The sequence below is a fragment of the Nocardia sp. NPDC058244 genome, assembly GCF_042882065.1.
Classification (GTDB): Bacteria; Actinomycetota; Actinomycetes; order Mycobacteriales; family Mycobacteriaceae; genus Nocardia.
Map to the genome: position 1 here is coordinate 76,640 of NZ_JBHVWX010000002.1, position 21,087 is coordinate 97,726.

Genomic DNA, 21,087 nt, shown 5'->3' on the forward strand with positions numbered 1-21,087 from the left:
CGCGAGTGAACACGGAGATCCCGCGTGGGCCAGAATTGGACTGTGACTACTCCCCGCGATCCCTCCGGTCCCGACCGTGGTCGCCGGGACGGTAACCCCGCGGGCAGGCATCCCGGCTTCGGGCAGTACCCGCCGCGTTCGGGCACTCCGCGCAAGGTCTTCCCGCGCCCGGACTCGCCCGATCCGCCGACGGTCCGGTCGAAGAACCCGTTCCGGCGCGGACGGTCCGAGCCCGACGCCGCCCCGACCGCCCCGCTGCGCGGCCCCGCGCCGCGCGCCAGGCCGGTGCCGCCCGAGCAGGACGCAGGCCCGGCGGGCACCCGCCCGCTGCCCCGGCCCGAGGAGCCCGCCGACGACGAGGTCAAGCAGCGGGTACCGCGCAAGCTCACCGTCACCCGGGTCGCGGCCATGCGCAGCCGCGAACTCACCGAACGCGGGTTCGCCACCTTCCAGCGGGCCGCCAAGGCCGACGGCGCCGACCAGTCGGGCCTGACCGCGCTCACCTACGCCACGATGGCCAACTTCGCGCTCGACGCCGCGATCGCCGTCTCGCTGGCCAACACCCTGTTCTTCGCCAGCGCCACCGCCGAGTCCAAGACCAAGGTGGCGCTGTACCTGCTGATCACCATCGCCCCGTTCGCGGTGATCGCGCCGCTGATCGGCCCGCTGCTTGACCGGTTGCAGCGCGGCCGCAGGCTGGCGCTGGCGACGACGTTCGGGCTGCGCGCGATCTTCGCGCTGCTGCTGATCATCGAGATCGACACGTGGGGGCTGTATCCGCTGGCCCTGTGCATGATGGTCGGCTCGAAATCCTTCGCGGTCCTCAAGAGCGCGGTCACCCCGAGGGTGCTCCCACCGGACATCGATCTGGTCCGCACCAACTCCCGGCTGACGGTGTTCGGCCTGGTCGGCGGCACCATCGGCGCCGGCGCGGTGGCCGCGCTCGCCGCCATGATCGCCGGGTCCACCGGCGCGCTGGTGCTGGCCACCGGCATCGCGGTGGCCGGTGCGTATCTGAGCCTGCGGATTCCGTCGTGGGTGGAGGTCACCGAGGGTGAGGTGCCCGCGACGCTGAGCTATCACGGCGACGACGCGCACACCGAGGTGCTCGAACCCGGCACGGAATCCTCGGTGCCCGCCCGGAAACGACGGCAGCCGCTGGGCCGGGCCGTGGTCACCGGGCTGTGGGGCAACAGCTCCATCCGCGTGCTGACCGGCTTCCTGACCTTCTACATCGCCTTCGTCGCCAAGGGCTCGGGCGGCAGCCCGACCGAGCAGGCGGCCATGCTCGCGGTGGTCGGCGTCGCGGCGGGCATCGGCAACTTCGGCGGCAACGCGACCGGGGCCAGGCTGCAACTGGGCAGGCCGTCGCTGGTGGTGCTCGGCTGCACCGCCGCCTGCACCGCGGTCGCGCTGTTCGCGATGTTCACCGGCAATCTGTTCGGCGCGGCGTTCGCGGCGCTGATCGCCTCCGCGGCGAGCGCGCTGGCGAAGGTGTCGCTGGACGCGGCGATCCAGGACGACCTGCCGCCGGAGTCGATCGCGTCCGGTTTCGGCCGGTCGGAGACGGTGCTCCAGCTGAGCTGGGTGATCGGCGGCGCGGCCGGTGTGCTGTTGCCGATCGAATTCTGGAAGGGTTTCGCGGTGATCAGCGTGATCCTGGTGATCGGCCTGATCCAGACGTTCGTCAGCTACACCGGACATTCGCTGCTGCCCGGCCTCGGCGGCAACCGTCCGCAGCACGCCGAGCAGGAAGTGCCCAACACCCATCCGCACCGGGCAGGCCCCGGTACGGTTCCGCGAGGGACAGGAGACCCCATCCGGTGAGCAAGCTCAACGTCCGCACGATCGTCGCCCTGGTCGCGGCCGGACTCGTCGCCGTCGCCGCGGTGACCGCGGGCCTGGTGGCCTACGGCGTCTCGAAGGCGCCCGAGTACGAGCCGCAGATCACCGCGTTCGCGCACGGCAAGGCGGTCACCGTCGACCCGTTCCTGTACTGCACCGTCACCATGCAGGACTGCCGGTACGGCGAGACCACCGAGCTCGCTACGGTGGCGGGCCTTCCGGTGCAGCTGTCGCTGCCGGACAAGATCGCCGAGTCACCGTGGCTGGTCCAGCTGATCTACCAGCGTCCCTCCGGCGAGCAGGTCGACCGGGTGCTGAGCTTCGCCGACTTCCCCTCGGGCGCACGCGCGCTCACCATCGACACCAAGCCCGAACCCGACCTGCGCCTGGCGGGCATCGAGGTGCAGCTGCCGATCCTGGCCCGCGACACCGTGACCGGCCGCGAGACCTACATCCCGCACGCCGCCTGGTCGATCAGCACCCCCGAGGCCTGAGACGACTCGGTCCCGGACACCGTGGGTGCCCGGGACCGAGGAAATCGAATCAGTGGTCGAGTTCGCGGGCGACGGCCCGCACGACCTCGGAGATCCGCTGGGACAGCTTGCGATCCGGGTACTTGCCGCGCCGCAGGTCCGGCTGGACCTTGGTCTCGAGCAGCGTGATCATGTCCTCGACCAGGCCGTGCAGCTCGTCGGGCGACTTGCGCGGGCCCGCGTCCTTGCGGGCGGGCTGCTGCGCCTGGTTGCCGCGCACGGTCGGCGGGGCCTCCAGCAGCTTCAAGCTGAGCGCCTGCGGGCCACGACGGCCTGCGGCCATGCCGAATTCGACTCGCTGACCGGGCTTGAGGCCTTCGACGCCCTCGGGCAGCGCGGAGGAACGGACGTAGACGTCCTCGCCCTCGTCTTGGGAAAGGAAGCCGAAGCCCTTTTCGACGTCGTACCACTTCACCCGGCCGGTCGGCACTGCGCTCACCCGTTCATCATTCGACACCCGGACCCTTGTGGCCCGGGTTACAGCTGCTTGTCGCGAAAAGAACGCGCCCCACAGCAAGGCAGGACGCGATGTGCTGAGAGTCTACCCCGGTTGCTATAACGCGAGCACATCAGTTTTACGGTGCACCGGTGACCAACTCACCTCCGCCCGCCGCCACTCCGCCGGAGCGCGACCCCCGTCGGCCGAGCGATCGCCTGCTGCAACTCGCCCTCGCGCTGTTCGGGGTCGGAATCCTGGCGGTGATCGCCATCTTCGTGACACCGATCGTGTCGGACTCGTCGCCGGGGCTGTGGCTGTACCTGCTCGCGATGCTCGCACCGGTCGGCTTCCTGCTCGCCGTGGTGTTCGCGCTGTGGTCGGGCCGACGCGCGCGTTGACGCGTCAACTGGTTACCCCGGCGAATCGATACCCAGACAGCGGTGTGACCTTCGTCACATAACGGGTAGATAACGAACTGAGCGTGCAACCGTCGCGCACACATGGCACCGCGACTACCTGCGCGGACGCCTCGGGGATCACCCTGAGACCACCCCGAGACCCACCCGTACACGCCGGTTACCAAATAGTGACTTTCCCCGCTGTCCGTCGTACCGTTTCTCTCAGCCGGGGCAACCCCCGGAACCACCGGCCCGCCGCACCGAACCTCACCCCGCGGGTACCGGACCCCGATTGGAATCAGGAGTGAGGGCGGACCGGGAGACCTCTCAGTCCGGGCCACATGCAGGTGCGCACGAGAGGAAGAAACCCGATATGAGTGGACGCCACCGCAAGCCGACTTCCACCGGCCGCACTGTCGCCAAGGTCGCCGTCACCGGCGCGATCATCGGCACCGCCAGTGCAGCTTTCGCAGGAAACGCCAGCGCGGCCCCCGACTCCGACTGGGATCGCCTCGCGCAGTGTGAAGCCGGCGGCAACTGGGGCATCAACACCGGCAACGGCTACCAGGGTGGGCTGCAGTTCTCGCCCTCCACCTGGAACGCGCACGGTGGTGGCGAGTACGCCGCCACGGCCAACCAGGCCACCCGCGAACAGCAGATCGTGGTCGCCGAAAAGGTTCTCGCTTCGCAGGGTTGGGGCGCTTGGCCCTCCTGCTCGTCCCAGCTGGGTCTGAGCAGCGGCCCGAGCGAGCGGATCGCCCCCTCCACCCCGAGCTGGGCCCCGCAGGTGACCGTCCCGCAGGTGCAGGATCCGAGCCAGGAAGTGTTCCAGGCCGTCGATCGCGCCCTCTCCGTCGTGCAGCAGCAGGGTGTCGCCGTGCCGCAGCAGGCGCTCGACTTCTTCAACGCCGCCAAGGGCACTCAGCTCGACCCGGCCGTGATCGACTTCTTCGAGGCGAACAAGGGCCTGCTGCCCTCCTGATCGCCCACGCAGACAACTAGAGCCCGCATCCCTAGGGATGCGGGCTCTTGTCTTTCCCGTCCGAACTACACCCGGTTGATCACCGTCTGCGGGTGGATGTACGGCAGCTTCGATGCCGGGACGGGAAACTCGGTGTCCTCACCGAAGGGCGAGAGGTTACCGGCGCGGGTCGCCGACAGTTCGGTCACGGCGTGCTCGCCGTCGGCCACCTGCGGCCAGCCGTTGTCGACGTAGGGTTTCTTCGATTTGTTCACCACGGGCTCATTCTGGCATACGCACAACGTAGGCTGGATCGGATGATCGCGACGGACTCCCTCGCCGATTGGCTCGGTGCGCGCACCGACCCCCAGCTGGTGAAACTGCTGCAGTTGCGGCCCGATCTGGCGGTGCCGCTGCCCGCGTCGATGTCGGTGCTCGCGGTGCGTGCCCAGCAGCGGGCCTCGGTGCTGCGCGCCGCCGACGATCTCGACACCCTCGAATTCGCGATCATCGAGGCGCTCACCGCCAACGAGGACGCCCGCACGATCGGCACCGAGGTCACCCCGCTGACCCGGATCACCCTGCACGCGCAGCTGAAGGACCGGGTCACCAAGACCGCGCTCACCGCCGCGCTGACCCGCCTGCTCGACCGCGCGCTGATCTGGCAGACCGGCGACGGCCTGCACCTGGCCCCCAGCGCCGCCGAAGCCCTCCCCTGGCCCCTGGGCGCGACGACGGCGCTGCCCGACGCCCTGACCGAGCCGGAGGTCGCCACCGCGCTCAGCGCGGCGAGCCCGGCCGAACGCGCGCTGCTGGAGAAACTGGCCACCACGGGCCCGCGCGGGCGCACCAGGGACGCCGCACCCGGCACGGCCCCCGATCGTCCGGTACCGCGGCTGCTGGCGGCCCGGCTGCTGCACCGGATCGACGACGAGACCGTCGAACTGCCGGTGACGGTCGGCCAGATCCTGCGCGGCGAGCCGGTGACCGACCCGCACGCCCTCGCCCCGCCCAAGCCGACGCTGACCAAGCACGCGCCCGCCGAGGTGAACGCGGTCGGCGCGGGCGAAGTCGGTGAGCTGCTGCGCGATTGCGCCGACCTGCTCGACGCGCTGGGCCGACTACCCGCCCCGGCGCTGCGGGCCGGCGGGCTCGGCGTGCGCGAGCTGCGCAGGCTGGCCAAGCAGACCGGCGTCGACGAGACGCGCACCGGTCTGCTGCTGGAGCTGCTGGCGGCGGCCAAGCTGGTCGAGAAGGGCCTGCCCGAGCCGGTGCCGGAGGTGGACTCCACCGACGACTTCTGGGCCCCGACGCCCGCGGCCGACGCCTGGCTGGACGCGCCGCCCGCCACCCGCTGGGTGCTGCTCGCGCGGGCCTGGCTGGATCTGGACCGGATGCCGTGGATGATCGGGCTGCGCGATGCCGCCGACAAGCCGATCGCCGCGCTCTCGGCGGAACTGCGCATCCCGCACGCGGTGCGCGACCGCCACGCGATCCTCGGCCTGCTCGCCGAGTACCCGAGCGGAACCGCGCTGACCGCCACCGATATCGGCAAGCTGCTGGCCTGGCGGATGCCGCGCAGGCGCAGGCACTTCCGGCTCGACGCGGTGACCGCGACGCTGGCCGAGGCCGCCACCCTCGGCCTGCTCGGGCGTGGCGCGCTCGATTCCGCCGCGCGGGCGCTGCTGCACGGCGCCGACACCAGCGTCGCCGACGCCGAGGCGGAGATGGCCGCGGCGCTGCCCGAGCCGGTCGATCACGTGCTCGTCCAGGCCGACCTCACGGTCATCGCGCCCGGCCCGCTGGTGCCCGAGCTACGCGGCCGGATCGCGCTGGTCGCCGATGTGGAGTCGGCGGGCGCGGCCACGGTCTACCGGGTCGGCGACACCTCGGTGCGCCGCGCGCTCGACGCCGGGATGACCGCCGCCGAACTGCACGCGCTGTTCGCCAACCACTCCCGCACCCCGGTCCCCCAGTCGCTGACGTATCTCATCGACGATGTCGCCCGCCGCCACGGCCAGCTGCGGGCGGGCATGGCGCAGTCGTTCCTGCGCAGCGACGACCCGGCGCTGCTCGCCCAGGTGCTGGCCGCGCCGGTCGCCGACACCCTCGCGCTGCGCGCGATCGCGCCCACCGTCGCCATCGCGCTGGCCCCGCTGGGCGAGCTGCTCGAACAGCTGCGCGCGGCCGGTTTCGCACCGGCCGGTGAGGATTCCGCGGGCGCGATCGTCGACCTGCGTCCGCGTGGTGCCCGCATCGCGGTCCGCCCGCTCGCCCGCAAGCCCTATCGCCCGAGCCCGCCCAGCGACGAACAGCTCGCGCTGCTGGTCACCGAACTACGCGCGGGCGAACGCGCCGCCGGTGCCCGCACCGGCCAGTCGGTGCGCGCCGACGGCACCCGCACCGGCACCGCGGCCACCCTGGCCCTGCTCCAGCTGGCCGCCAGGGTCGGCCGCCCGGTGAACATCGGTTACGTCGACGCCCAGGGCGTCGCGAGCCAGCGCGTGGTCGAACCGCTGCGCGTCGGCAACGGCCAGCTCGACGCCGTCGACCCCGTCACCGGCGCGACCCGGCACTTCACCCTGCACCGGATCGCGTCGGTCGCCCTGCTGGATTGAGCTAGGCCGGCTTGGCCATGCAGAAGGTGGCCTTGGGGTCGGCGACGGTGCGGAACTGTGTCGCGTCGCCGCCGCACTGGAGTTCGTCGGCCACGCCGTCGATGCGCTTGACGACCTTGAAGGTCGCCTCGGGGGCGGTGCAGGCCACGGCCTCGGCGGGGCGCTTGCCCGCGTCGGCGTAGCAGCTGCCCTGGGCGAAGTTCGGCGCCAGGCACAGCGCGGTCTTGGTGTCACCGACCGTGCCGTTGAAGGTGGCGTCGGAGACGTCGCAGGTCAGCGGGGCCGTGCCGACCTGCACGATCCGGTAGTTCGACGTCGCCGCCGCGCAGTCACCGAGCGTGCCGACCATCGCGTCGGCGGCGTTGTCGGTGACTTCGACGCACGAGCCCTTGGCGAGCGAAGCGCCCGCCGAGTCGCTGTCCGACGAACAGGCGGCGACCGCCCCGACCAGTGCGACCGTCGCCACGGGGGCGAGCACAACCCGTGCCAGCAGTCGCTTTCCTGGGAACAACACTGAAAACCTCACTCACCGAACGGTTCAGGCGAACATGACCGCCGGTGACGATACCCAAGCCGGCCGCGCCCGCGCTCGGCCCCGTCGAACCCTGGCTACCATCACAAAGATGACCCTCGACGATGTCGCAGGCGAGCTGTACGGCCTGGACCCCGGCGACTTCGTGCCGACCCGCACCGAGCGGGCTGCCCAGGCCCGTGCCGACGGCGACCGCGAGCTCGCCGCGGCCATCACCGCGCTGCGCAAACCGACGGTCGCCGCGTGGACGGTCAACCTGCTGGCCCGGCACGCGCCGCAGGAGATCGCGGCCCTGCTCGACCTCGGCGAGGCCCTGCGCGCGGCCCAGCGCCAGCTCTCCGGCGACAAGCTGCGCGCCCTGGGCACCCAGCGCCAGCAGGTGGTCAACGCCATGACCAAGCGGGCGGGTGAACTGGCCGCCGAGCACGACCGCCCGGCGAGCGACCAGGTGCTGCGCGAGGTCGGCCAGACCCTGACCGCCGCGCTGGCCGATCCCGGCGTCGCCGACCAGGTCCGCGCCGGCTTGCTGCCGACCACCATCACCTACGACGGCTTCGGCCCGGCCGGGTTGGTCGCGATCACCGGCGGCAAGGCCGCCACCCCGGCGAAGCGCGCGCCCCGCAAGGCCGGGAAGTCACCCGCCGACGCCGAGGCGGTCCGCCGCGCCGAGGCCGCGCGGGAACTCGACGACGCCGAATCCGCGCTGGCGACCGCCCGTTCCGCGCGCGACGAGGCCGAAGCCGCCGCCGCCCAGGCGAAGACCGCGCTCGACGAGGTCGAGTCCCGCATCGACGAGTTGCGCGCCGCACTCGAGCACGCCGAGCAGCAACGCCATTTCGCCCGCACCGCCGACCATCGCGCCCGGGGCGAATTGACCTCGGCGCGTAGCCAGTTCGAGCGGATGCAGCGCTGGGCTGAGCGGGCGCGCGCCCGCGTGGACGAGGACTGACCGCGCGGGGTGGGTCAGCGGCCCAACGTGCCCGGATAGAGGAACGCCTCGCGCGGCGGCGTGGTCGCGTCCAGCCATTCGGCCAGGAACTCACCGAGCGGCAAGGAGGTCCGGCTCTGGAGGAACTCCCGGAACTCCGGCATCGAGCCGTGGCCGTCGCGGCGCGCGTTCACGAAATCGTGGACGGCGGTGAAGAACACGTCCTCGCCGAGCAGCTTGCGCAGCGCGTGCAGGAACAGCGGGCCGCGGTAGTAGACCGAGGTGAACTCGTTGCCCGCGCCGGGGCTCGCCAGCGCGACCTCCCAGAACTCCGGATCGTCACGGTATTTCGCGATCTTCTCGCGGTACTTGGTGTCGACGTCGGCGCCATCGATCCGCTCCGGCCACAGGTAGTCGGCGGTGTAGCTGGCGAAGCACTCGTTGAGGCAGATGTCGGACCACTGCCGCACCGACATCGTGTCGCCCCACCATTGATGCGCCAGTTCGTGCACGACCGTGTTCAGGTCGGTCCACGGCGCGTAGGTGGGGCGGGTCTGGGTCTCCAGCGAGAACGGGAGCTCGGCGTCGACGTAGATGCCACCCGCGACATCGAACGGGTAGGGGCCGTACAGGTTTTCGAGGAAGGCGAGGATCTCCGGCAGCCGCTGCTCGTCGTCGCGGTTGCTCTCCGACTCCGGCGCGAAGGCGCTGAGCACGGGTGTGCCGTCGGACGTGCGCTGTTCGAGGAAGGTGAAGTGGTCGACGGCGATCGTGGTCAGGTACCCGATCACGGGTTGCCTGGTCTCCCAGGTGGTGTGCAGGCGGCCGTCGCGCACCTCGTGCCGGGTGCGGTCACCGGTCGACATCACCTCCCACCCCTCGGGCACCGAGGCGTGCAGCGTGAAGGTCGCCTTGTCCAGCGGGGTGTCGTTGAGCGGGTACCAGGTGCTCGCGCTGTGCGGCTGGCCGACGGCGAACGCGCCGCCGCTGGGCGCGTAGGTCCAGCCCTCGCCCTCGGTGTCGGCGGTCGGGCCCGCGTAGTCGACGACGACGCGCATCGGCAGCCCGGCGGGCAGCGGCAGCAGCGGCGTGACGACCAGTTCCTGGTCCTCCTCGCGGGTCCAGCCCGCGGGCTGGCCGTTGATCGTCACCATCAGCACCTCGGGACCGCGGTAGTCGAGGTCGAACCGGGCCAGCGGCTGGGTCGCCCTGGCGTCGATGGTCGCGGTGCCGCGCAGGACATAGGTGGCCGGGTCGTAGTCGACCGCCAGGTCGTAGTGGGCGACGTCGTAGCCGCCGTTGCCGTCGAGCGGGTAGTAGGGATCGCCGAGCCCCGGCGCCCCGATCAGGCCGGGGTCGGCGCCGATCGGGCGCACACCCAGCGCCAGCAGGGCGAGCACCGCGCACACTCCGGCCGACCATCGCATCGTCGACTGACACCTTTCGCCTGCTCTGGCTCGGATCTCGCGGACACCTTCCATCGTTCCAGCCGCGCCGCGCAGGTCCTAATATCCGTCGCCCGCGCGCTCAGCCCAGGTCGCCGGGCAGCTGCTGCGGGTCGAGCAGCAGGCGCTTGGTCGCGGTCCGCTTCACCCGCGCGGCCAGCGCCAGGTTCTCGGCGAGCAGCCGCCATTCCCGCTCGGTGATGGCGGCGCGGGCCCGCTCGATGACCAGCCGATCACGGGTGCCCCAGGCGATCGGCATGGCCGTGACCAGCTGCCACCGTTCACCGACCTGCCGGGGCGCGCGATCGGTGCGGACCGCGACGGCGGGCACCCGCTCCCCCGGCTCGGGCAGATGTCCGGGCAGCGCGCGCACCTTGCGGGTGATCAGCGCCCAGCTGCGCGTCGGCGCGGCGGGCTCGGCGATGTCGACGAGGGCGAGCAGCACGATGCCGGAGTCCTCGGCCTCGGTGACCACGGCGGGCACCAAAGCGCCGTCCTGGTAGAGCTTTTCGATACTGGAGCGATGCGGCGTCCACAGCGCGACCCACAGCGCGATCGCCGCGACCAGTACGCACACGACGGCGAGCAGATACCCCCAGGCCTGCCCGCTCCACAGCAGCGCGGCCGTCGCCGCGACGGCCAGCCCGGCCACCAGCAGGGCGACCACCCGCAACCTGCGTAACCCGGTGAACGTCTCGTTGACCGCATGAGCGTGCTCACGGTCGACCACGAATTCGAAGCGGCGCACGGTTCCTTCCTAGCACAAGTTGCGGAGGAGTTGCCTCCACTTATCTGCCGAGGACTTCACCGCACGGTACCGCGTTCCGACCGGCCGTTCGTTGCTACGCGCCGTCACCGATCGGCGGTCCGAGCAGATCGTCGGCGTCGGTGATGCGGTAGGCGTAGCCCTGCTCGGCGAGGAAGCGCTGCCGGTGCGCGGCGTACTCGGCGTCGAGGGTGTCGCGGGCGACCACCGAATAGAAATGCGCCTGTCCCCCATCCTGTTTCGGCCGCAGTAGTCGGCCGAGGCGCTGCGCCTCCTCCTGCCGGGAGCCGAAGGTGCCCGAAACCTGCACCGCCACCGAGGCTTCCGGCAGATCGATGGAGAAGTTCGCGACCTTGCTCACCACCAGCACCGGCACCTCGCCGGACCGGAACGCGTCGAAGAGCGCCTCGCGCTCCTTGTTCTTGGTGGCGCCGGTGATCACCGGCGCGTTCAGGTCGACGCCCAGTTCCTCGAGCTGGTCCAGGTACGCGCCGATCACCAGCGTCGGCGCGCCGGAGTGCCTGGCCAGGATCGACTCCACCACCGGGATCTTGGTGCGCGCGGTGGAGCACAGCTTGTAGCGCTCCTCCGGCTCGGCGGTGGCGTAGGCCATCCGCTCGGCGTCGGTGAGCGTCACCCGCACCTCGACGCAGTCGGCGGGCGCGATCCAGCCCTGCGCCTCGATGTCCTTCCACGGCGCGTCGTAGCGCTTCGGTCCGATCAGCGAGAAGACGTCGCCCTCGCGGCCGTCCTCGCGCACCAGCGTGGCGGTCAGGCCGAGCCTGCGCCGGGACTGCAGATCGGCGGTCATCCGGAACACCGGCGCGGGCAGCAGGTGCACCTCGTCGTAGATCACCAGGCCCCAGTCGCGGCTGTCGAACAGCTCCAGGTGCTTGTACTCGCCCTTGGTCTTGCGGGTGATCACCTGGTACGTGGCGATGGTGACCGGGCGGATCTCCTTGCGCTCGCCGGAGTACTCGCCGATCTCGTCCTCGGTCAGCGTGGTCCGCGCCAGCAGCTCGCGCCGCCACTGCCTGCCCGCGACAGTATTGGTGACCAGGATCAACGTGGTCGCCTTGGCCTTGGCCATGGCCGCGGCGCCGACCATCGTCTTGCCGGCGCCACACGGCAGCACGACCACGCCGGAGCCGCCCGCCCAGAACGAGTCGGCGGCCATCTCCTGGTAGTCGCGCAGGTGCCACTTGCCCTCGGTGTAGTCCAGGCCGATGTCGTGCGCCTCGCCGTCGACGTAGCCGGCCAGATCCTCGGCGGGCCAGCCGATCTTGAGCAGCATCTGCTTGATGTGGCCGCGCTCGGACGGGTGCACGATCACCGTGTCGTCGTCGATCCTGGCACCGAGCATGGGGGCGATCTTCTTGTGCCGCAGCACTTCCTCGAGCACCGCGCGGTCCAGGCTCACCAGGCACAGCCCGTGCGCCGGATGCTTGACCAGCTGCAGCCTGCCGTAGCGGCCCATGGTGTCGACGATGTCGACCAGCAGCGGCTGCGGCACCGCGTAGCGCGAGAAGTTCACCAGCGCGTCGACGACCTGCTCGGCGTCGTGTCCGGCCGCGCGGGCGTTCCACAACGCCAGCGGCGTGATCCGGTAGGTGTGCACGTGTTCGGGCGCGCGCTCGAGCTCCGCGAACGGCGCGATGGCCTGTCGCGCGTTGCCTGCCAGCTCGTGGTCGACCTCGAGCAGCAGGGTCTTGTCGCTCTGCACGATCAGCGGACCGTCGGTCACAGTGTTCCTTAGCGGCCGGGGCCGCGGGTTCGGGGCCTCGTGACCCCTCGATCGAGCGCTCGATCGAGGGGCGGCCCCGAACGGGCTCGTCGAGCTCGCCCTGTGCGGGGTGCGTTCGGCCGGGGTGTTTCTACGTTGGCGCCGCCGGGGTGGATCGCTTCGGCAGCCTTTGTCGATTGTACGGACCCGGGCCGACACGACTCGGGGTGAAGCGGTGGGTGTGCGGTCCAGCAGGTGTCGACTGGACCGCGACAAGGCCGCACTGACCAGGTCAGACTCGATGCGTGCTTCAGACGACGGCGGTTCTCGGGGTTGGTGCGGCAGCGCTCGGCATGGTGCTCACGCCGGGGCCGAACATGATGTATCTGGTGTCCCGGACGGTGGCGCAGGGACGCCGCGCCGGGCTGATCTCGCTGGCCGGGGTCGCCGCCGGGTTCGCGGTGTATCTGCTGGCCGCGGCCGCCGGGATCACCGCGGTGTTCGCCGTGGTTCCCGGCCTCTACCTGGGGCTCAAGCTCGCCGGCGCCTGCTATCTGCTCTGGCTGGCCTGGCAGGCGGTGCGTCCGGGTGGGGTGTCGGTCTTCGCACCGGTCGACCTGCCCGTCGATCCCGCCCGGCGCCTGTTCACCATGGGCTTCGTCACGAACCTGCTCAATCCCAAGATCGCGATCATGTACATGGCGCTGATCCCGCAGTTCGTCGACCCCGCACGCGGCGCGCTGTGGTTGCAGAGCCTGTCGCTGGGTGCGATCCAGATCACCGTCGCCCTCACCGTCAACGCGCTGATCGTGCTCGGCGCGGCCGGCCTGGCCGGCTTCCTCACCGCGCGCCCGCTCTGGCTGCGCACCCAGCGGTATCTGATGGGGACCGCGCTCGGCGGGATCGCGATCATGCTCGCCACCGACCGCGCCCGCCCGGCCCCGGCCTGACCCGCGCCACTCGACACGGACGCGCGACATGCGCGGCCTGGTCGGCTGCCACCCTCACCGCCATGTCACGCTGCTGAGTGATCCGGGCGAGAAGGAGTGAGCGGTGAGTGGTGGGTTGCTGGTGGCGATGGTCGTGGCCGGGCCGTCGGCGACGGAGCTGGACTCGGCGCTGACCGCCGTGCATCGCGGCGGCGAGCTGATGGGCGTCATCTCGTTCGCGGCGTCGGGCGCGCTGGTCGCCGTGCGCAAGCGGCTCGACCTGTTCGGCATGGCGATCCTGGCCACCGCGACCGCGCTGGGCGGCGGCATCGTGCGCGACCTGCTGATCGGGCGCACGCCGCCGGGCGCGTTCACCGACCTGACCTACCTGTCCGCGTCCCTGGTGACCGCGCTCGTCCTGTACTTCATCGCGCCATCGCGCCGGCTCACCAAGGGACCGCTCGAGGTCGCCGACGCGATCGGGCTCGGCCTGTTCTGCGTCACCGGCACGGTCATCGCGTACTCGGCGGGCGTCGGCGCCCCCACCGCCGCGCTGCTCGGCATGACGACCGCCATCGGCGGCGGCGTCCTGCGCGATGTGCTCAGCGGCGAGGTCCCGTTCGTGCTCCGCCCCGACCAGGACCTGTACGCGATCCCGGCCCTGTTCGGCGCGGCCGCCACCGCCACCCTGCTGCACTTCGACCTGTACCGGACGTGGACCGGCTTGCTCGCCGCGCTCGGCGCCATCGGCTTCCGCCTGCTGGCCCGCCACTACCAGTGGCACGCGCCGACGGCCCGGCACGCCCGCGACTGAGGACGCACCGGCAGGCGACAGCCGGAACACCCCCTCAGCGCACCGCCATCCCGGCCCGCAGGCGGCGCACACCCTCGTCGATGGTCTCGTCGCGCTTGCTGAAGGTGAAGCGCACCAGGTGTTTCCAGTCGTCGGCGTGGTCGGCGAACACGCTCACCGGCACCGCGGCCACACCGAGCCGCGCGGGCAGTTCGCGGCAGAACGCCATACCGTCCTCGGCGCCGAGCGGGCGGATGTCCGCGCAGACGAAGTAGCCGCCGGAGCTGGCCGCCACGCCGAACCCGGTGTCGCGCAGCGCGGCCGAGAGGCGCAGGCGCTTGTCGGACAGGCTGTCGCGCAGGGCGTGCACCCAGTCGATCTCGGCGTTGATCGCGTGCGCGATCGCGGGCTGGAACGGTCCGCCGCCGACGAAGGTGAGGAACTGCTTGGCCGCCAGGACGCCGTCGAGCAGCGGCGCGGGCGCGCACACCCAGCCGATCTTCCAGCCGGTGACATTGAACGTCTTGGCCGCGCTCGACACCACGATCGTGCGCTCGCGCATGCCGGGCAGCGTGGAGATGCTGATGTGCTCGGCGCCGTCGTAGACCAGGTGCTCGTACACCTCGTCGGCCAGCACCAGCAGATCGTGCTCGCGCGCCAGTTCCGCGATGGCGGTGAGGTCGGCGCGGTCGAGCACCGCGCCGGTGGGGTTGTGCGGCGAGTTGATCACCAGCATCCGGGTTTTCGGGGTGATCGCGGCGCGCAGGCTGTCCAGGTCGAGGACGAACCGATCGCCGTCGGCGACCAGGCGCGCGGTGCGCCGCTGCGCGCCCGCCAGCGCGACGGCGGCGGCGTAGGAGTCGTAGTACGGCTCGATCAGCGCCACCTCCTGGCCCGGCTCGACCAGCCCGAGCACGGCGGCGCTGATCGCCTCGGTGGCGCCGACGGTCACCAGCACCTCGGTGGCCGGGTCGTACGCCGTGCCGTAGCGGCGGGCGCGGTCGTCGGCGATCGCCTGGCGCAGCACCGGCATGCCGCGGCCCGGCGGGTACTGGTTCAGGCCGTCGGAGATCGCGGCCTTGGCGACCTCGAGCATGCCGGCGGGCCCGTCGGTATCCGGGAACCCCTGCCCCAGATTCACCGCGTCATGGCGGATCGCCAGTTCGGTCATCTCGGCGAAGATGGTCGATCCGAACGGGCGCAAACGGGAGACGGTGGGCGGCGCAGACGACATCTCCGCAGCGTATCCCACTTTTCCCGACCGTTGCCGTCCGATAGCGAACACGCATGTTTCACAAACGTTTTGCGGGGTTGACCTGCACTATTGTGCGATCACCCAGGCTGAGCTAGCCTCGCCGTGTTCTACCTCACACACCACAGCGTGGTGGCATATCGAAAGGGGCTCCCTATGGCCTCACCCTTGCTCGATTTCATTGTCGGCCCGGCTGCGTCGGAGGTTGCCGGTTCGGCTCTGCGGTTCATCCACGATCATCTGATGGGCAGCCCCATCGTCGACTACTTCACCGGCTCGGCGACCCCGGACAACAACATGGGTTCCTCCACCGGCGACACGAACCTCGGTTCGTCCACCGGAAACCACCAGTGGGGGTCGACCTACCCGTAGACACCCGGCGCATCGGACCGGATCGCGCGGGTCCGGTCCGATGCCAGGTCAGCGCAGCCGCGCACCCGACAGCTTCGCCACATTGGCGAAATCGTAAGCAGCCCAGATTCTTCCCTCGCGCACCGCGAAGCCGAGCACCCGCACCGGCCGCCCGAACGGCGAGTTCGGATCGGTGACAACGAGGCCCGATTGCCCGTTCACCGTCGCCGAACCCAGCTCCAGACCGAGCTCTTCCTGCTGCTTGCGCCACAGGCCGAGCGCCAGGCGCGCGATCTTCTCCGCTCCCGCAACGACATTCAGTGCAGTCTTGGTGGTGCCGCCCGCGTCGGCGACGAAGGTCGCGTCCGGATGCAGCGTCGCCGCCACCGCGGTGACGTCGCCGGTGGCCAGCGCCGCCAGGAACCGCCGCACCGCCGCGTCGTGCACGTCGTCGGCGACCGGCTCCGGCGCCTTCGCCGCCGCCTTGCGGGCACGCACCGCCAACTGCCGCGCGGCGTCGGCCGACACGCCGAGGATGTCGGCGATCTCGTCGAACGGCACGTCCAGGCTGTCGTGCAGCACCAGCGCCACCCGCTGCTGCGGGGTCAGCGCGTCGAGCACCACCAGCGCCGCCAGCCGGCTGTCCTGATGGCGGACCACCACGTCCAGCGGGTCGGGGGTGCGGCTCGGGGTGGTGACGATCGGCTCCGGAAGCCACTGCCCCACATAGGTTTCCCGGCGGACCGCCGCGCTGCGCAGGTGGTCCAGGCAGATCCGGCTGACCACGGTCGTCAACCAGGCGCGCAGGTCGTCGATCTCGGACTGGTGCACGCCCGCCATCCGCAGCCAGCTCTCCTGCACGGCGTCCTCGGCGTCACCGACACTTCCGGTGAGTCGGTAGGCGACCGAAAGCAGATGCGCTCGATGCGATTCGAACAGGTCGGCGAGTAACGGGGAAACCATCGCCGCTGATCCTACGGTCGGCGAAAACCAGCTGAGAAACCGGGCGCCGACCTGTCAAGATGGCTCGATGTACGAGCACACGCTCACCGACGGCACCGTCTGGCTCACCCGCCCCACCGGTGCCGACATCGACCGCATCGTCGAATGCTGCCAGGACCCCGAGGTGGGCCACTGGACGACGATCCCCGTCCCGTACACGCGCTCCGACGCCGAGGAATTCCTCGACAAGGTCGTCGCCCCCACCTGGGCGGGCAATGCCGCGGTCTGGGCCATCCGCACCGCGCCGGACGGCCCCGTCGAAGGCATGCTCGGCCTGCACACCCGCGGGCCGGGCGTCTGCGAGATCGGCTTCTGGCTCACCGAGGGCCACCGCGGCAAGGGCCTGATGACCCGCGCCATCACCCTGGCCTGCGACTTCGCCTTCGACCCCGATGGCCTCGCCCTCGCCAGGATCACCTGGCGCGCCATGGTCGGCAACCACCCCTCGGCCGCCGCCGTCCGCCGGGTCGGGTTCCACTACGAGGGGCTGGCCCGGCAGGGTGGCATCCAGCGGGGCACCCGGGTGGACGAATGGCACGCGGCGCGCCTCGCGTCCGATCCCGGTGTCTTCGCCGAAGGGTGGCCCGCCGACATCGCGCCGCGCTGAGCTGTACCGCCCGGGCGGACCAGGCCAACGACCTGGACAGCCGTGTCAGCATGTGTGAACGGGCACGCCCACACCGAGGAGCACCGATGCCTGACGACGCGCGGTTCGAGTGGTTCGCCGACACCATGGGTGTGCGGGCCGATGATCGTGTGCTCGAACTCGGCCCGGGATCGGGCGCCTCGCTGGTGCGGATCGCGAAGCGGCTGCGGGGCGGACGGATCGTCGGTCTCGATCGATCGGCCACCGCGATCGGCCGGGCAGCGGACCGGTGCGCCGCCGAGATCGCGGACGGCAGGGTGCGGTTGGTCGAGGGAGCGGTCGGCCCCGATTCGACGCATGCGGTGCTGGCCCAGCTCGACGGGAACGAACGATTCGACCTGGTGTTCGCGGTCAACGTCAACCTGTTCTGGACCGGCCCGGCGACACCAGCATGGTCGATGATCCGAGAGTGCCTGTCCCCCACCGGCCGCCTATGGCTCTGCTACGGCTACGGCTACGGCAGCCCCACCAGCCCTTCGACCAGCCCCAAACCCACCACCGACCAACTCACCACCCGCCTGACCGCTGCCGGATTTCACTGCGACATAACGACTTCCGGCGATCTCCTCGCCGCCCACGCTGTCCCTGCCCGGCCGTAGTGCGTCGGTTCACCGGCGCCTTCGGGCGGTGGCGGGGTCAGCGGTTGGCGTTGCGGGCGGTGCCTCGGTGGGCGGTGACGGTGGTGGGGTCTTCGGGCCAGGCGTGTTTGGGGTAGCGGCCGCGGAGGTCGGCGCGGACCTGGGGCCAGCCGTTCTGCCAGAAGGACGGGAGGTCGGCGGTGACGGCGACCGGGCGCTGCGCCGGGGACAGCAGGTGGAGGACGATCGGTACGCGGCCACCGGCGAGCGTGGGCGGCTGGGTCCAGCCGAAGATCTCCTGGACCTTCACCGCGAGGACCGGCGGGTCGGCGCTGTAGTCGAGGCGGATGCGGCTGCCGGAGGGGACCTCCAGGCGTTCGGGCGCCAGCTCGTCGAGGCGGGCCGCCTCGGGCCACGGGAGGAGTCGGCGCAGCGCGGTGCCCGCGTCGATACGGGCCAGGTCGGATCGGCGACGGGCCGTCGCGAGTTCGGGGCCGAGCCACAGATCGAGGTCGGCGAGGAGCGTGTCGTCGTCGACGGCGGGCCAGGGCTCGCCGAGGGTGCGGTGCAGGAAGTCGAGGCGCTGCCGCAGACCACGCGCGTCCTCGTCCCAGCGCAGGAGCCCGAGCCCTTCCGAACGCAGACCCGCGCGAACCGCCTCCGCCAAAAACCGTGAATCCGGTTCGCGCAGCGCCTTTTCCGACAGCACGATCGCCCCGAGCCGCTCCACCCGCCGGGCGACCACATCACCCGACTCCCAGCGCACCTCGTCGGCCCGTGTCACCAGCCCCGGCGCCGCCGCCCGCGCGAGATCCTCATCGGCGATGGCCGCCAACCGAATCCGCCCCTCGGCCCGCCCCGGATCCCGATCCGCCACCGCCACCGCGAGCCACTCCGCCGCCGCGAGCCCGGACCCCGGCGGCAAGGTCACCGCCGTCCCACCCGCCATCAGATACGAGGCCCCGTTCGCCCGCCGCCGAGCCAACCGCTCCGGATGCGCCAACGCGATGAGCAGCGCCGCGGATTCCGCCGCCGACCCCGAACTCCCGACCCCACGCCGCTCCTCGCCCGAGTCCTGGACTCCGCCATGACCAGTGGCGCCCGACCCAGCGTTCCCACCGCTGGCGGCATCAACGCCTGCGCCGCCCCCAGCGGTGACCGCTCCGCCATGCCCAGAGGTGCCCGACTCATCGTTCCCACCACCGGCGGCATCAACGCCTGCGCCGCCTCCAGCGGTGACCGCTCCGCCACGTATCGACCCGCCTGCACCCGCCTCGCTGCCTGCACGGCTGCCTGTCCGCGAGGCGGCGGCCGCCCCAGCGTTCCCACCGCCGGCGGCTTCAGTTCCTATGCCGCCACCAGCTGTTGCCGCTCCGCGGCGCCCACGGCCAGCTGTGAGCGAGCCATCGGTGGCCGACTCGCGGTTCTCGTCGGCGCCGGCGCTCAGGTCGCGTGCGCCGATCAGCCGGACGAGTCGTTGGACCTCTCTGGTCCAGCGGGGCGGTCGCTCGGTGCGCAGGGTGCGCAGGGCGGCTGTCGCGTCGACGCCGGAGGCGAGGGAATCATCGTCCATCAGGACCACCATCTCGGCGGCCGCGCGGGCGCCGACGTGGGCGGCACCGTCGAGGAGGGCGCGGGCGAGGCGGGGATGCAGGCCGAGGGCGGCCATGGCGCGGCCGCGGTCGGTGATGCGGTCGGCGTCGTCGAGGGCGCCGAGCGCGTGCAGGACCGCGCGGCCCGCGGCGAGGCCACCTTCCGGCGGGGCGTCCCACCAGGCGAGGCCGGTGCCGTCGGGAGTGCCCCAGCACGCCAATTCCAGTGCGAGGCGGGTGAGTTCGGCGGTGCGGATCTCGGCTTCGGGATAGGCGGGCAGGGTCTGATGCTCGTATTCGGGCCAGCACCGCCAGGCGTGACCTGGCGCTTCACGACCGGCACGCCCCGCCCGCTGCTCGGCGACGGCAGCCGAAACACGCACGGTTGCAAGGCCGGACAGGCCACGCCGATGATCGATGCGGGGCACCCGCGACAAACCGGAGTCCACGACCGCACGAACTCCGGGCACGGTGAGACTGGATTCAGCTACGGCCGTGGCCAATACGACGCGCCGCCGCACACCCCGCCGCAACGCGACATCCTGCACCGCGCTGCCCAACCGCCCGTGCAGCGGCACCACGTCGACCCCGTCGAGATCCCGCAACAACCCCGCGGTCCGATTGATCTCACCGACCCCGGGCAGAAACACCAGCACATCCCCCTCGGTCTCGGCCAGCGCCCGCCGAGTAACCCGCGCCACGTGCGCCTCGACCCGCTCCCGAGCCAGCGCCGGAACATAACCGACCGCCACCGGATACGCCCGCCCACGCACCTCGATCACCGGCGCCACCCCACCGCCTTCAGTGCTCACCCGGGCCACCGCACCACGGTCGGACGCATCCACCTCGGGCCGAACACGCGGGGCCGAGTCATCGCCCGATACCACGACCGGAGTCGCCGGGCCGTCCTCGGCTGCGACAGAAGGGACCACCGCACCACCATTGGGCGCGCCCACCGGCTGCACCGCACCACCATTGGGCACGCCCACCGGCTGCACCACGCCACCGTTGGGCGCGCCCTCCGGAGCCGCCGCACCACCAGCAGGCGCGACCACCGTCGCCGCACCATCGGACGCGGACCCCGCTGCCACGGAGCCGTCTCCAGTCCAGACCTCTGAAGTCGCCGGGCCACAGTCGAGCAAAGCGACTTCACTCGTCGCGGATGATGCGACCGGCTCGGGCACGGCATCCCCCGCACCGAGCAATGCCGCGAGGCGTCCGGCCGCGACCGTTGCCGAGGTGGCGAGCACCCGCAGGTCAGGCCGGAGTCCGGATCGGGCGTCGAGCAACAGGGCGAGCAACAGGTCGGCGTCCAGGTGCCGCTCGTGGCATTCGTCGAGCACGACCGTGCCGACACCGTCCAGCTCGGGATCACTCTGCAGCCGCCGCACCAGCAACCCCGAGGTCACCACCTCGATCCGCGTCCGCGCCCCGACCTTCCGATCCCCACGCACGGAATACCCGACGCTCTCCCCCACCTTCTCCCCGAGCAACGCCGCCATCCGCGCCGCCGCGGCCCGCGCCGCCAGCCGCCGCGGCTCGGCCACGACCACCTTCCCCTCGGTCCCCGCCGCCAACGCCAACGGCACGAGCGTCGTCTTCCCGGTCCCCGGCGGCGCGACCAGCACCGCCACCCCACGCCCGACCAGCGTCTCGACGATCTCCCCCAGCGCAGACCGCACCGGCAGCTCGGGTAACTCAGGCAGCTTCATCACCCACCAGTCTGCCGACCCGCACCGCCCCGTCCAGCACCCAC

The 21,087-nt window shown here is 71.5% G+C and carries 20 protein-coding genes; 11 read left to right on the forward strand and 9 right to left on the reverse strand.

The genetic code is table 11. The annotated features are described in order from the left end of the window. The first annotated feature begins 42 nt into the window (after positions 1-42). Together ACFVW6_RS06495 and ACFVW6_RS06500 are read left to right on the forward strand one after the other, a co-directional pair. Positions 43-1,827: an MFS transporter gene (locus ACFVW6_RS06495; protein WP_378825489.1), complete on the forward strand. Its 1,785-nt coding sequence runs from the start codon at positions 43-45 to the stop codon at positions 1,825-1,827. Next, the gene (locus ACFVW6_RS06500) at positions 1,824-2,339 is read left to right on the forward strand and encodes a DUF2771 domain-containing protein (RefSeq protein WP_355271095.1); all 516 of its coding nucleotides are present in this window, start codon (positions 1,824-1,826) and stop codon (positions 2,337-2,339) included. Before ACFVW6_RS06495 ends, ACFVW6_RS06500 begins: the two co-directional genes overlap by 4 nt. Positions 2,340-2,388: 49 nt before the next feature. Here the strand turns inward: ACFVW6_RS06500 and ACFVW6_RS06505 are convergent, their stop codons facing one another. Continuing rightward, positions 2,389-2,808, reverse strand: coding sequence for a cold-shock protein (locus tag ACFVW6_RS06505; RefSeq protein WP_355271726.1), 420 nt, complete (start codon positions 2,806-2,808; stop codon positions 2,389-2,391). Positions 2,809-2,966: 158 nt separating this feature from the next. Here ACFVW6_RS06505 and ACFVW6_RS06510 point away from each other — a divergent pair, with 158 nt between their 5' ends. Both ACFVW6_RS06510 and ACFVW6_RS06515 read left to right on the forward strand, forming a co-directional pair. Next, positions 2,967-3,215 (forward strand): hypothetical protein, encoded by a 249-nt coding sequence (locus tag ACFVW6_RS06510; RefSeq protein ID WP_355271093.1) that lies wholly within the window; start codon positions 2,967-2,969, stop codon positions 3,213-3,215. A gap of 373 nt (positions 3,216-3,588) precedes the next feature. After that, positions 3,589-4,197: a resuscitation-promoting factor Rpf1 domain-containing protein gene (locus ACFVW6_RS06515; RefSeq protein ID WP_355271091.1), complete on the forward strand. Its 609-nt coding sequence runs from the start codon at positions 3,589-3,591 to the stop codon at positions 4,195-4,197. A 65-nt stretch (positions 4,198-4,262) separates the two neighbouring features. On the opposite strand, the gene ACFVW6_RS06520 is transcribed toward ACFVW6_RS06515, so the two are convergent. After that, positions 4,263-4,454, reverse strand: coding sequence for a hypothetical protein (locus tag ACFVW6_RS06520; protein ID WP_378825485.1), 192 nt, complete (start codon positions 4,452-4,454; stop codon positions 4,263-4,265). Positions 4,455-4,493: 39 nt separating this feature from the next. On the opposite strand from ACFVW6_RS06520, the gene ACFVW6_RS06525 reads away from it, so the two are divergent. Then, a complete protein-coding gene (locus ACFVW6_RS06525) occupies positions 4,494-6,794 on the forward strand; it encodes a helicase-associated domain-containing protein (RefSeq protein ID WP_378825482.1) in 2,301 nt (766 codons plus the stop codon). Between the two features lies 1 nt (position 6,795). Here ACFVW6_RS06525 and ACFVW6_RS06530 read toward each other — a convergent pair whose 3' ends face one another. Further along, a complete protein-coding gene (locus tag ACFVW6_RS06530; protein WP_378825480.1) occupies positions 6,796-7,260 on the reverse strand; it encodes a hypothetical protein in 465 nt (154 codons plus the stop codon). Positions 7,261-7,417: 157 nt separating this feature from the next. Between ACFVW6_RS06530 and ACFVW6_RS06535 the strand changes: the two genes are divergently transcribed. Then, a complete protein-coding gene (locus tag ACFVW6_RS06535; RefSeq protein ID WP_378825478.1) occupies positions 7,418-8,275 on the forward strand; it encodes a hypothetical protein in 858 nt (285 codons plus the stop codon). A 14-nt stretch (positions 8,276-8,289) separates the two neighbouring features. On the opposite strand, the gene ACFVW6_RS06540 is transcribed toward ACFVW6_RS06535, so the two are convergent. From ACFVW6_RS06540 to ACFVW6_RS06550, 3 genes are all read right to left on the reverse strand, one after another. Beyond that, positions 8,290-9,681, reverse strand: coding sequence for a M1 family metallopeptidase (locus tag ACFVW6_RS06540; protein ID WP_378825476.1), 1,392 nt, complete (start codon positions 9,679-9,681; stop codon positions 8,290-8,292). A 100-nt stretch (positions 9,682-9,781) separates the two neighbouring features. Then, entirely contained in the window at positions 9,782-10,447 is a 666-nt protein-coding gene (locus ACFVW6_RS06545) for a DUF3239 domain-containing protein (protein WP_355271082.1), read from the reverse strand. Between the two features lie 94 nt (positions 10,448-10,541). Next, positions 10,542-12,209: a DNA repair helicase XPB gene (locus ACFVW6_RS06550; protein WP_378825472.1), complete on the reverse strand. Its 1,668-nt coding sequence runs from the start codon at positions 12,207-12,209 to the stop codon at positions 10,542-10,544. Between the two features lie 332 nt (positions 12,210-12,541). Here ACFVW6_RS06550 and ACFVW6_RS06555 point away from each other — a divergent pair, with 332 nt between their 5' ends. Beyond that, positions 12,542-13,138: a LysE family translocator gene (locus ACFVW6_RS06555; protein WP_378825728.1), complete on the forward strand. Its 597-nt coding sequence runs from the start codon at positions 12,542-12,544 to the stop codon at positions 13,136-13,138. 127 nt (positions 13,139-13,265) lie between these two features. After that, positions 13,266-13,931: a trimeric intracellular cation channel family protein gene (locus ACFVW6_RS06560; RefSeq protein WP_378825726.1), complete on the forward strand. Its 666-nt coding sequence runs from the start codon at positions 13,266-13,268 to the stop codon at positions 13,929-13,931. 34 nt (positions 13,932-13,965) lie between these two features. Here ACFVW6_RS06560 and ACFVW6_RS06565 read toward each other — a convergent pair whose 3' ends face one another. Next, positions 13,966-15,144: a pyridoxal phosphate-dependent aminotransferase gene (locus ACFVW6_RS06565; RefSeq protein ID WP_378825470.1), complete on the reverse strand. Its 1,179-nt coding sequence runs from the start codon at positions 15,142-15,144 to the stop codon at positions 13,966-13,968. 261 nt (positions 15,145-15,405) lie between these two features. On the opposite strand from ACFVW6_RS06565, the gene ACFVW6_RS06570 reads away from it, so the two are divergent. Then, the gene (locus ACFVW6_RS06570; protein WP_355271075.1) at positions 15,406-15,534 is read left to right on the forward strand and encodes a hypothetical protein; all 129 of its coding nucleotides are present in this window, start codon (positions 15,406-15,408) and stop codon (positions 15,532-15,534) included. A 48-nt stretch (positions 15,535-15,582) separates the two neighbouring features. On the opposite strand, the gene sigJ is transcribed toward ACFVW6_RS06570, so the two are convergent. Beyond that, the gene (gene sigJ, locus ACFVW6_RS06575; RefSeq protein ID WP_357346358.1) at positions 15,583-16,476 is read right to left on the reverse strand and encodes an RNA polymerase sigma factor SigJ; all 894 of its coding nucleotides are present in this window, start codon (positions 16,474-16,476) and stop codon (positions 15,583-15,585) included. 67 nt (positions 16,477-16,543) lie between these two features. Here sigJ and ACFVW6_RS06580 point away from each other — a divergent pair, with 67 nt between their 5' ends. Both ACFVW6_RS06580 and ACFVW6_RS06585 read left to right on the forward strand, forming a co-directional pair. Further along, positions 16,544-17,122 (forward strand): GNAT family N-acetyltransferase, encoded by a 579-nt coding sequence (locus tag ACFVW6_RS06580; protein ID WP_378825467.1) that lies wholly within the window; start codon positions 16,544-16,546, stop codon positions 17,120-17,122. Between the two features lie 86 nt (positions 17,123-17,208). Then, complete coding sequence (locus ACFVW6_RS06585; protein ID WP_378825465.1) at positions 17,209-17,760, forward strand: SAM-dependent methyltransferase; 552 nt, start codon at positions 17,209-17,211, stop codon at positions 17,758-17,760. 37 nt (positions 17,761-17,797) lie between these two features. Here ACFVW6_RS06585 and ACFVW6_RS06590 read toward each other — a convergent pair whose 3' ends face one another. Beyond that, positions 17,798-21,043 (reverse strand): ATP-dependent RNA helicase, encoded by a 3,246-nt coding sequence (locus ACFVW6_RS06590; protein ID WP_378825461.1) that lies wholly within the window; start codon positions 21,041-21,043, stop codon positions 17,798-17,800. Positions 21,044-21,087: the final 44 nt, after the last annotated feature.

Excerpts from the sequence above, each read along its gene's own strand:
- ACFVW6_RS06565 (WP_378825470.1), bottom strand. The coding sequence starts at position 15,144 with ATGTCGTCTGCGCCGCCCACCGTCTCCCGTTTGCGCCCGTTCGGATCG.
- sigJ (WP_357346358.1), bottom strand. The coding sequence starts at position 16,476 with ATGGTTTCCCCGTTACTCGCCGACCTGTTCGAATCGCATCGAGCGCAT.
- ACFVW6_RS06560 (WP_378825726.1), top strand. The coding sequence starts at position 13,266 with ATGGTCGTGGCCGGGCCGTCGGCGACGGAGCTGGACTCGGCGCTGACC.
- ACFVW6_RS06590 (WP_378825461.1), bottom strand. The coding sequence starts at position 21,043 with ATGAAGCTGCCTGAGTTACCCGAGCTGCCGGTGCGGTCTGCGCTGGGG.
- ACFVW6_RS06525 (WP_378825482.1), top strand. The coding sequence starts at position 4,494 with ATGATCGCGACGGACTCCCTCGCCGATTGGCTCGGTGCGCGCACCGAC.
- ACFVW6_RS06515 (WP_355271091.1), top strand. The coding sequence starts at position 3,589 with ATGAGTGGACGCCACCGCAAGCCGACTTCCACCGGCCGCACTGTCGCC.
- ACFVW6_RS06540 (WP_378825476.1), bottom strand. The coding sequence starts at position 9,681 with ATGCGATGGTCGGCCGGAGTGTGCGCGGTGCTCGCCCTGCTGGCGCTG.
- ACFVW6_RS06555 (WP_378825728.1), top strand. The coding sequence starts at position 12,542 with ATGGTGCTCACGCCGGGGCCGAACATGATGTATCTGGTGTCCCGGACG.
- ACFVW6_RS06570 (WP_355271075.1), top strand. The coding sequence starts at position 15,406 with ATGGGCAGCCCCATCGTCGACTACTTCACCGGCTCGGCGACCCCGGAC.
- ACFVW6_RS06585 (WP_378825465.1), top strand. The coding sequence starts at position 17,209 with ATGCCTGACGACGCGCGGTTCGAGTGGTTCGCCGACACCATGGGTGTG.
- ACFVW6_RS06535 (WP_378825478.1), top strand. The coding sequence starts at position 7,418 with ATGACCCTCGACGATGTCGCAGGCGAGCTGTACGGCCTGGACCCCGGC.
- ACFVW6_RS06580 (WP_378825467.1), top strand. The coding sequence starts at position 16,544 with ATGTACGAGCACACGCTCACCGACGGCACCGTCTGGCTCACCCGCCCC.